General features: G+C 65.3%; 7 protein-coding genes and 3 pseudogenes. 6 read left to right on the top strand and 4 right to left on the bottom strand.

Annotated elements, in window-relative coordinates:
- Window positions 1-150: 150 nt before the first annotated feature.
- Together EN738_RS26385 and mntR are read right to left on the bottom strand one after the other, a co-directional pair.
- Window positions 151-339 carry a hypothetical protein gene (locus tag EN738_RS26385; protein WP_127286260.1) on the bottom strand — a complete coding sequence of 63 codons (189 nt, stop codon included), beginning with the start codon at window positions 337-339 and terminating at the stop codon, window positions 151-153.
- Between the two features lie 97 nt (window positions 340-436).
- Window positions 437-892 (bottom strand): manganese-binding transcriptional regulator MntR, encoded by a 456-nt coding sequence (gene mntR, locus EN738_RS26390; RefSeq protein ID WP_189340346.1) that lies wholly within the window; start codon window positions 890-892, stop codon window positions 437-439.
- 230 nt (window positions 893-1,122) lie between these two features.
- Between mntR and EN738_RS26395 the strand changes: the two genes are divergently transcribed.
- The 4 genes and pseudogenes from EN738_RS26395 to EN738_RS26410 all read left to right on the top strand — a co-directional run.
- Window positions 1,123-2,484 (top strand): Nramp family divalent metal transporter, encoded by a 1,362-nt coding sequence (locus EN738_RS26395; protein ID WP_127286262.1) that lies wholly within the window; start codon window positions 1,123-1,125, stop codon window positions 2,482-2,484.
- Between the two features lie 162 nt (window positions 2,485-2,646).
- A complete protein-coding gene (locus EN738_RS26400) occupies window positions 2,647-3,546 on the top strand; it encodes a protein-L-isoaspartate O-methyltransferase (protein ID WP_127286263.1) in 900 nt (299 codons plus the stop codon).
- A gap of 149 nt (window positions 3,547-3,695) precedes the next feature.
- Window positions 3,696-4,345 (top strand): annotated as a pseudogene (locus EN738_RS26405) (dihydrofolate reductase family protein).
- Between the two features lie 120 nt (window positions 4,346-4,465).
- Window positions 4,466-5,104 (top strand): annotated as a pseudogene (locus EN738_RS26410) (glutathione S-transferase family protein); the annotation flags it as partial.
- 61 nt (window positions 5,105-5,165) lie between these two features.
- On the opposite strand, the gene EN738_RS26415 reads toward EN738_RS26410, so the two are convergent.
- The gene (locus EN738_RS26415; RefSeq protein WP_127286265.1) at window positions 5,166-6,035 is read right to left on the bottom strand and encodes a LysR family transcriptional regulator; all 870 of its coding nucleotides are present in this window, start codon (window positions 6,033-6,035) and stop codon (window positions 5,166-5,168) included.
- 96 nt (window positions 6,036-6,131) lie between these two features.
- On the opposite strand from EN738_RS26415, the gene EN738_RS26420 reads away from it, so the two are divergent.
- On the top strand, window positions 6,132-6,731 hold the full coding sequence (locus EN738_RS26420; protein ID WP_127286266.1) for a LysE family translocator: 600 nt from the start codon (window positions 6,132-6,134) through the stop codon (window positions 6,729-6,731).
- Between the two features lie 82 nt (window positions 6,732-6,813).
- On the opposite strand, the gene EN738_RS26425 is transcribed toward EN738_RS26420, so the two are convergent.
- Complete coding sequence (locus EN738_RS26425; RefSeq protein ID WP_127286267.1) at window positions 6,814-7,608, bottom strand: SDR family oxidoreductase; 795 nt, start codon at window positions 7,606-7,608, stop codon at window positions 6,814-6,816.
- Between the two features lie 190 nt (window positions 7,609-7,798).
- On the opposite strand from EN738_RS26425, the pseudogene EN738_RS26430 reads away from it, so the two are divergent.
- Window positions 7,799-7,942, top strand: a pseudogene (locus EN738_RS26430) (MarR family transcriptional regulator); the annotation flags it as partial.
- Window positions 7,943-8,008: the final 66 nt, after the last annotated feature.

The following is an 8,008-nucleotide window of genomic DNA, read 5'->3' on the forward strand; positions in this document are numbered from 1 at the left end:
ATCTGCACCGCCGGCTATGAAGACCTGGCCGAGGCCAAGCCCGGCAAGGGCACCTGCATCCCGCCCTATTTCATCTTCCAGTTCCGCGTCGACGGCCATCCACGCAGCTGGGTGCAGGACACCGAGGAATGAACGCGCCGGCTGGAATCTTCAAGGCTTCTGCTTGCTGCCGGCGCTCTTGCCGTCGGAACTTTTCGAGCGCTCCTCGAAACGCGCCGCGCCCTTTTTCAGCGGACGGCCGGTCTCGGCTTCGGTCTTGCGCTCGTCTTTCGCCGCCGCCTGTCTCAGTCCCTTTGCGGCCTGCTTGCCCTTTGCGGTCGGTGCCTGTTCAACGCCCATCTCTTCCTCCCTGGCGCGGCTATCGCGCCGAAGAGCAACGTTCTGGACGTATCGGGGTTCCGGGGTTTCGCCCGCCAAGCACGGCGGCTGACGAGGCTCAGCGCGGCGCGATCATCGCCTTGCGGAAGGCTTCGAGCGTCTCGGCGCTGACATGGTGCTCGATGCCCTCGGCGTCGATGCGCGCCGTCTCGGCGCTGACGCCGAGCGAGCGCAGGAAGGCTTCCACGGTCTGGTGGCGGATGCGGCTTTCCTCCGCGACCTTGCGGCCGGCCTCCGTCAGGAACACGCCGCGATAGGGTTTCCGGGAAACCAGTCCGTCGGCGCAGAGCCTGGTCAGCATCTTCGCCACCGTCGGCTGGGCGACGCCGAGCCTGGCCGCGATGTCGACCTGCCGCGCCTCGTTGCCATCCTCGATGAGGTCGGCGATCAGCTCGACATAGTCCTCGACGAGCGCGCTGCGGCGCGCTTCGCGCGTCTGCCGGAAGCCCTCCGAATGGACATCGGCGTCCGGAAGCGGCTCTTCGCGTCGAACCGGTCTGTTCCTCAGCGCCAATGCGCGCTCCTCTAAACAACGTTGAATCGGGCCCGTAGTCATAGCACGGAGCCCGGCTGGTCTGGCCGTTTATTTGCATTCCGCGGCAGGCGCAACGGGGTCAGGAGCCTGGTCGCTCCGCCCGTTGGCGTCGTCGCAAAAGCATAAACAATGAAATATAGCCTATTGCATAATGTTGAGCCGTGGCATAGATAAGGGCCAACCTCGACCCTTTCCAGCGGAAATCCCTGATGTCCGACGCAGAAGCCGTATCCAGATCCGCGTGGCGTTTTGCCCGGCCTGACGAGGACGAACAGCCCAGCCTGCGTGAGGTCAACGCCTCCATCACCGTGCCGCAGACCGGCATCTGGTTCCGCCGCCTGTTCGCCTTCATGGGCCCGGGCTACATGGTTTCCGTCGGCTATATGGACCCGGGCAACTGGGCAACCGACCTCGCCGGCGGCGCCCAGTTCGGCTACACGCTGCTGTTCATAATCATGCTGTCGAACCTGATGGCGATCCTGCTGCAGGCGCTTGCCGCCCGGCTCGGTATCGCCACCGGCCGCGACCTCGCCCAGGCCTGCCGCGCCTACTATCCGCGCTCCGTCAACTTCCTGCTGTGGATCGCCTGCGAGTTGGCCATCATCGCCTGCGATCTCGCCGAGGTCATCGGCACGGCGATCGCGCTGCAGCTGCTGTTCGGCATCCCGCTGATCGGCGGCGCCATGCTTACCGCGCTCGATGCCTTCCTGGTACTGCTCCTGATGAACAAGGGCTTCCGCTATCTCGAAGCCTTCGTCATCGCACTTCTGATCATCATCTTCGGCTGTTTCGCCATCCAGATCTTCGCCGCCGCGCCGCCGGTCGGCTCGATCCTGCATTCGATGTTCGTGCCGTCGCCCGAGATCGTCACCAATCCGGCGATGCTCTACATTGCCATCGGCATCATCGGCGCCACCGTCATGCCGCACAATCTCTACCTGCACTCCTCGATCGTGCAGACCCGCGCCTATGAACGCACCGACCGGGGCAAGCGCGATGCGATCAAGTGGGCGACCACCGACTCGACCATCGCACTGGTCCTGGCGCTGTTCGTCAACGCCTCCATCCTGATCGTTTCGGCGGTGGCCTTCCATGGCACCGGCCATCAGGACGTCGCCGAGATCGGCCAGGCCTCCGAGCTCTTGTCGCCGCTGCTCGGCCTCGGCATCGCCTCGATCCTTTTCGCCGTGGCGTTGCTCGCCTCCGGCCTCAACTCAACGGTCACGGCGACGCTTGCCGGCCAGATCGTCATGGAAGGCTTCCTGCGCCTGCGCATCCCGCAATGGGCCCGCCGCCTCTTGACGCGCGGCATTGCCATCGTTCCGGTGGTGATAGTCACCGCGCTCTACGGCGAGAGGGGCACCGGCCAGCTGCTGGTGTTCAGCCAGGTGATCCTGTCGATGCAGTTGCCCTTCGCGGTCATTCCGCTGGTGCAGTTCGTCTCCGACAAGAACAAGATGGGCAATTTCGCCATCCCGCGCGCGGTCGCCATGCTCGCCTGGGTCGTCGCTGCCGTCATCCTGGTGCTCAATTTCAAGCTGCTCTACGACACCATCGCCGGCTTCGGCTGAGAACAATGCACGTCGCCCAAGAGTGCGCTGCGGTTTGGGACGACGACATGCATGAAAGCAAGCGACTTGAGGCGTGCCGCCTGAATTCCTCCAGGCGCGGCACGCCCGGGGACCCGCGCCACCGCGACAAATCCGCGGGCCGCGCTATCTTCTCAAGCCACCATGACCGGAACCGCCGAGGCCCGCCAATTCTACGCCCGACTGATGGCCGCCCATGCCGGCTCGGCCGATCCGCGCCTCGAGGAGGCCTTCGCCACGGTGCCGCGCGAGGCCTTTCTCGGGCCAGGGCCGTGGACCGTCGTCGCCGGTGACGGCAGGGTCGAGACGCCGACCGCAGATCCCTCCCACATCTACCAGAACGTGCTGGTGGCGCTCGATGCCGACAAGGGCATCAACAATGGCGAGCCCATCCTGCACGCCATGTGGATCGGCAAGGTCGCGCCCAAGCCAGGGGAGGTCGTCACCCATATCGGCGCCGGCACCGGCTATTACACCGCGCTGCTGGCGAAGCTGGTCGCGCCCGGCGCGGTCATCGCCTTCGAGCTTGACGCAGCACTTGCCGCCCGGGCCGAGGAGAACCTCGCCGCCTTTGGCAACGTGACCGTCATCCACGGCAATGCCGTCGCGAGCCCGCTGCCGCCGTCCGACATCGTCTATGTCAATGCCGGCGTGGCAGCGCCTCCGGCCGCCTGGCTGAAGGCGCTGAAGCCGGGCGGCCGCATGGTCTTCCCATGGCGCCCTGCCGAACGCGTCGCGCTGGCCGTGCTGGTGACCAGCACGGAATCCGGCTTTGCCTGCCGCCCGTTCATGGGCTCGTGGTTCATCCCTTGCGTCGGCGCATCGACCACGGACCTCTCAGCGAAAATCCCCGATCGCGAAAAGGCGGCGCGCAGCCGCTCGATCTGGCTGATCAGCGACAAGGCGCCGGACCGCACCGCCACTGCCATCATCGGCGACGTCTGGTTTTCGTCGCGAGGCGTCGACGGCAGCGGGGACGAGCGCGCTGAGCGGCAGAATCTTTTGCGGCCGCTGTCGGGCCGACGCCCGTCCAGGCGTCCTTAGAGCAATTCCAGGAAAAGTGCGCAGCGGTTTTCCGGTCGGAATGCGTCAAAACAAATACTTAGAGCGGATCAGCGATTCCATGAAACGCCGAGCCGCTCTTGGCCAAAATCCGGCCCCGACGGCGCGGATCACGAAAAGGGAGAGTTCCAATGAGGAAGATCATCGCTGCCACATTCGTCAGCCTCGACGGCGTCATGCAGGCGCCCGGCGGTCCGGAAGAGGATCCGGTTGGCGGCTTCAAGTTCGGCGGCTGGACGTTCCACTATTTCGACGAGGTGGCCGGCGTGGCCATGGAGGACCTGTTTTCCAAACCCTTCGCCCTGCTGCTCGGCCGCCGAACCTACGACATCTTCGCCGCCTATTGGCCGTACCAGAAGGATCAGATCGCAGATGCCTTCAACCCTGCGACCAAATATGTGGCGACGCACCGCCCGGATTCGCTGACCTGGGAAAACACCGAGCCGCTTGGGTCCGATGTCGTCGCAAGGCTCGGGCAGCTCAAGCAGGAAGACGGACCCGACCTGCTCATCCAGGGATCGGGCAACCTGATCCAGACGCTGCTCGCCAACGGGCTGATCGATGAGATCAAGCTGATGACCTTCCCGCTGCTGCTGGGCAAGGGCAAGCGGCTGTTCGGTGACAATGCGATGCCGGCCGCCTCAAGCTCGTCAAGTCACAGGCCACCACCACCGGCGTCATCATGGCGACCTATGAGCGCGGCGGCGAGGTCCGCACTGGCTCCTTTGCTCAGCAGGAGCCTTCCGAGGCGGAGATCGAACGGCGCAGGAACTGGAAGTAGCCAAGCGAACGGAGAGTGGCATCACCTCGCGGGCCACTCTCCGGCCGCCTCATCGTCTGAGAAATTCGCAACCAACGACCAGACGCAGCCTTGCCTCGGGCAATCACCAGGAGCCTGCCAATGACCCCAACCATCACCGCCTTTGAACGCTCGCCCGACGGCGGCAGGGGACAGGCGCGCGACATGCGTGTGCGCTGGGCACTTGAGGAGGTAGGTCAACCTTATGAGGTCCGTCTCGTTTCGTTCAACGGGATGAAAGAACCGGCGCATCTTGCGCGTCACCCGTTCGGGCAGATTCCGACCTATGAGGAGGGCGATCTCGTGCTGTTCGAATCTGGATCGATCGTTTTCCACATCGCGGAGCGCCATGCAGGCCTGCTGCCCGAGGACGCAAATGCCCGGGCACGCGCGATCACCTGGATGTTCGCGGCGCTCAACACGATGGAGCCGCCCATAATGGAGCGCGCAACTGCCGTCATTCTGGAGCGCGATGCCGCGTGGCATGAGCAGCGCCTGCCCCTGGTCGACGATCGCATCCGCAAGTGGCTGGCCGATCTCTCCCGTTGTCTTGGCGATGCCGACTGGCTCGACGGTGCATTCAGCGCCGGCGACCTGATCATGGTCGGAGTGCTGCGCCGGTTGAACAGATCGGCATTGCTGGACGAATACCCGAATCTGTCCGTTTATGTTGGGCGCGCCGAGGCGCGGCCGGCCTTCAAGCGCGCCTTCGCCGCTCAATTGGCGGTCGCCACCGCGGCGGGACGGGCTGACAAAGTCCCGGCCGCTTCGCGATCTCTGCCTGCCCCGGCGACGGCGACGTTCAAGCCGCCTGACGATAGCGGGCAAGACCCTGGCGGATGTGCGTCGCGAAGGCTTGTGCCGCCGGTCCGACGGCATGCTTCGGCAGAAACAGGTTGATCGAAAAATTCGGCAAGGCCGGCAGATTCGTGTCGAGGGACAGGATGTCGAGATCGGCGGGCACGGTCGATGCCAGCCAGGTGGTGACGGCAAGGTCGGAACGGACCGTAGCGGTCGTGGCATCGATGTTGCCGTTCTCGAACACAGTGCGCCAGTCGAGCCCATGCGCGCCGAGGGCAGCGAGCACTGACGGACGAAACGCGCAGGTGTCGGCCACCATCGACACCGGCAGCGGGCGCTTCAGGCGTGCCGAGCCGCCTCTCGCTCCGACCCAGACCAGCCGGTCGACGAGCAGGCATTCGCCGGCGGTGGGGCCGGCTCGTTCCTCGATGATGGCGAGATCGATCGTTCCGGCCGCAAGCGCCGCCGCAAGCTCCGGCGAGGATGCGCAGACCAGCGAAATCTCGACCTGCGGATGGGCTTCGGCGTAGGCTTTCAGCACCGGCGCAAGCAACGTGCCGACAAGGTCGTAAGGCACGCCGAGTCGTACCCTGCCCGCGACTGCGCTGCCGGCCATCTCGGCCCAGATCTCGTCGTTGAGCGAGAGCAGGCGCTTGCCCTTGCCGAACAGGTGCTCGCCGGCGCGGGTCAGCCGCAAGCCGCGCCGGTCACGCTCGAACAGGCTGCAGCCGAGAACGTCCTCCAGCCGCTTGATTTGCTGGCTGACGGCACCTTGGGTCAGATTGAGCGCATTGGCCGCCGCCGTCATGCTGGCCCTGTCGGCGACGGTGACGAAGGTTCGGATCAACGCGGTGTCGAGATTGCGGATCATTTTGGTATTATAGATTCTAATGCAAATCATATCAAACATTGCATTTACTGATGCCAAGCGCGCTTTAGCATGCAAGTTCCCGCGCAAGGAGCCTGCATGCCCGAAACCCTCCTTCCCCTCGTGCTGTTCGCGCTCATCTCCACCTCGACGCCCGGCATCGCCACGACGCTGTCGACGGCCTCCGGCGCGCAGTTTGGCTTTCGCCGCTCCGTGCCGCTGATGGCCGGCAGCGCCGCCGGCCTGGCCACGGTGGCGGCGGCCGGTGCCGCCGGGCTTGCCGGGCTGCTCGCCGCCGTGCCGTCCTTGCAGCTGGCGATGAAGATCGCGGGCTCGCTCTATCTGATCTGGCTGGCAGTCAAGATCGGCCGCAGCGGCCCGCCCAATCTCGACGTGTCCATGGCCAGGCCGAACAGCTTTTTCGGCGGCGCCGGCATTCAGTGGATGAACCCCAAGGGCTGGGCGATGGGGCTGGGCGCCGCGGCATCCTTCGCAGCGCTTGCCGACGGACCCTTGCGGCTCGCCCTGCTGCTCGGCGCGGTGTTCGGCCTTGCCGCGGCGTTCTCGCTGTCGCTGTGGTGCGTGGCCGGCACGCTGCTTGCCCGGCTGCTCAAGACCGAGCGGCAGTGGCGCGCCCTCAACATCGTGCTTGGCCTGCTGCTGGCCGCCTCGATCCTGCAGATGTGGCGGCCAGTCTAAGCAATTCCAGGAAACGTGCGCAGCGGTTTCCGTCCGGAATTGGGTAAAACAACACTCAGGCTGGCCGCCAGACGACTGGGACTTAGACCGCGTAGCGCGTCGCCGGCTTGCCGGCAAACAGGCTGCCGTAGAACTGGTCCCGCGCGCCGAGATAGGTGTCCAGACCGGCCGGATCCGCAAGTCCGGGCGCGGTGACGGTCTCGCCCTGGGCAAGGCCGGCAAGGGCGGCGTCGACCAGGTCGTCGGCGCTCATCACCCAGTCCTGGTTGATCCTGTCGAGGCTAATGCCGGAGACGTCCCAGAACTCGGTGCGGATCGGTCCGGGCAGCACGACCTGCGCCCTCACCGCGGTTCCGGCGACCTCCTTCTGCAGCGCTTCGGTGAAGTTGACGACATAGGCCTTGGTGCCGCTGTAGATGCCACCGACCGCGATGCCGTAGGCGACCACCGAGGCGATGTTGACGATGGCGCCGCGATTGCGCGCCAGCAGCCCCGGCAGCGCCGCGCGGGTCAAACGCGTCAAGGCAATGACGTTGACCTTGATCATGCTCTCGGCCGCGTCGGCATCGGCGTCGGCGACCGTCTCGATGCCGCCCATGCCGGCATTGTTGATCAGCAGCGTCACGCTCTCGTCCGTCGCGATCGCCTGCTCGACCCGGCGCAGGTCGGCATCGTCGGCGAGATCGGCGACGATCGTCGTGACCTTGCGGCCATAGGCATAGGCCAGCCTGTCCGCCACCTCCTGCAGCCGGTCGGCGCGCCGCGCCACCAGCACCAGATCGTAGCCCTGCCCGGCCAGCCGGTCGGCATAGACCGCGCCGATGCCCGACGAGGCGCCGGTGATCACGGCCGTGCCCTTGTTGTCCTTCGTGCTCATTGTCCTGTTCCTTTGTTCGCTTCGCTTTGGTTCGGCGACGACGATCGCGTCCCCGCCGGCACGTCCAATTTCAATTAGTGGCATATGCCACTTTTGCCGAAATAGGTATATGCCACTATCTTGTCAACGGCGGCGGCAAAAACTATTTTTGCGGCAGGCCGGCGCAGCTTTTCGCCGCCAAGGAGCGAACATGACCGAAGCTCAAAAGCCAGGATTCAGCCGCTGCAACAACGCCACGCTGCGGCGTGCCGCGCGCAGCCTCGGCCGCTTCTATGATGACGCGCTGGCGCCATCGGGCCTGAAGGGCACGCAGTTCGGCCTGCTCTTTCAGATCCATGTCAGCAGCGAGCCGGCGATGGGCACCATCGCCGGCTCGCTGCTGACATGGATCTGAAAGAGC

It is taken from the genome of Mesorhizobium sp. M4B.F.Ca.ET.017.02.2.1 (assembly GCF_003998955.1).
In the GTDB taxonomy this organism is placed as follows: Bacteria; Pseudomonadota; Alphaproteobacteria; order Rhizobiales; family Rhizobiaceae; genus Mesorhizobium; species Mesorhizobium abyssinicae.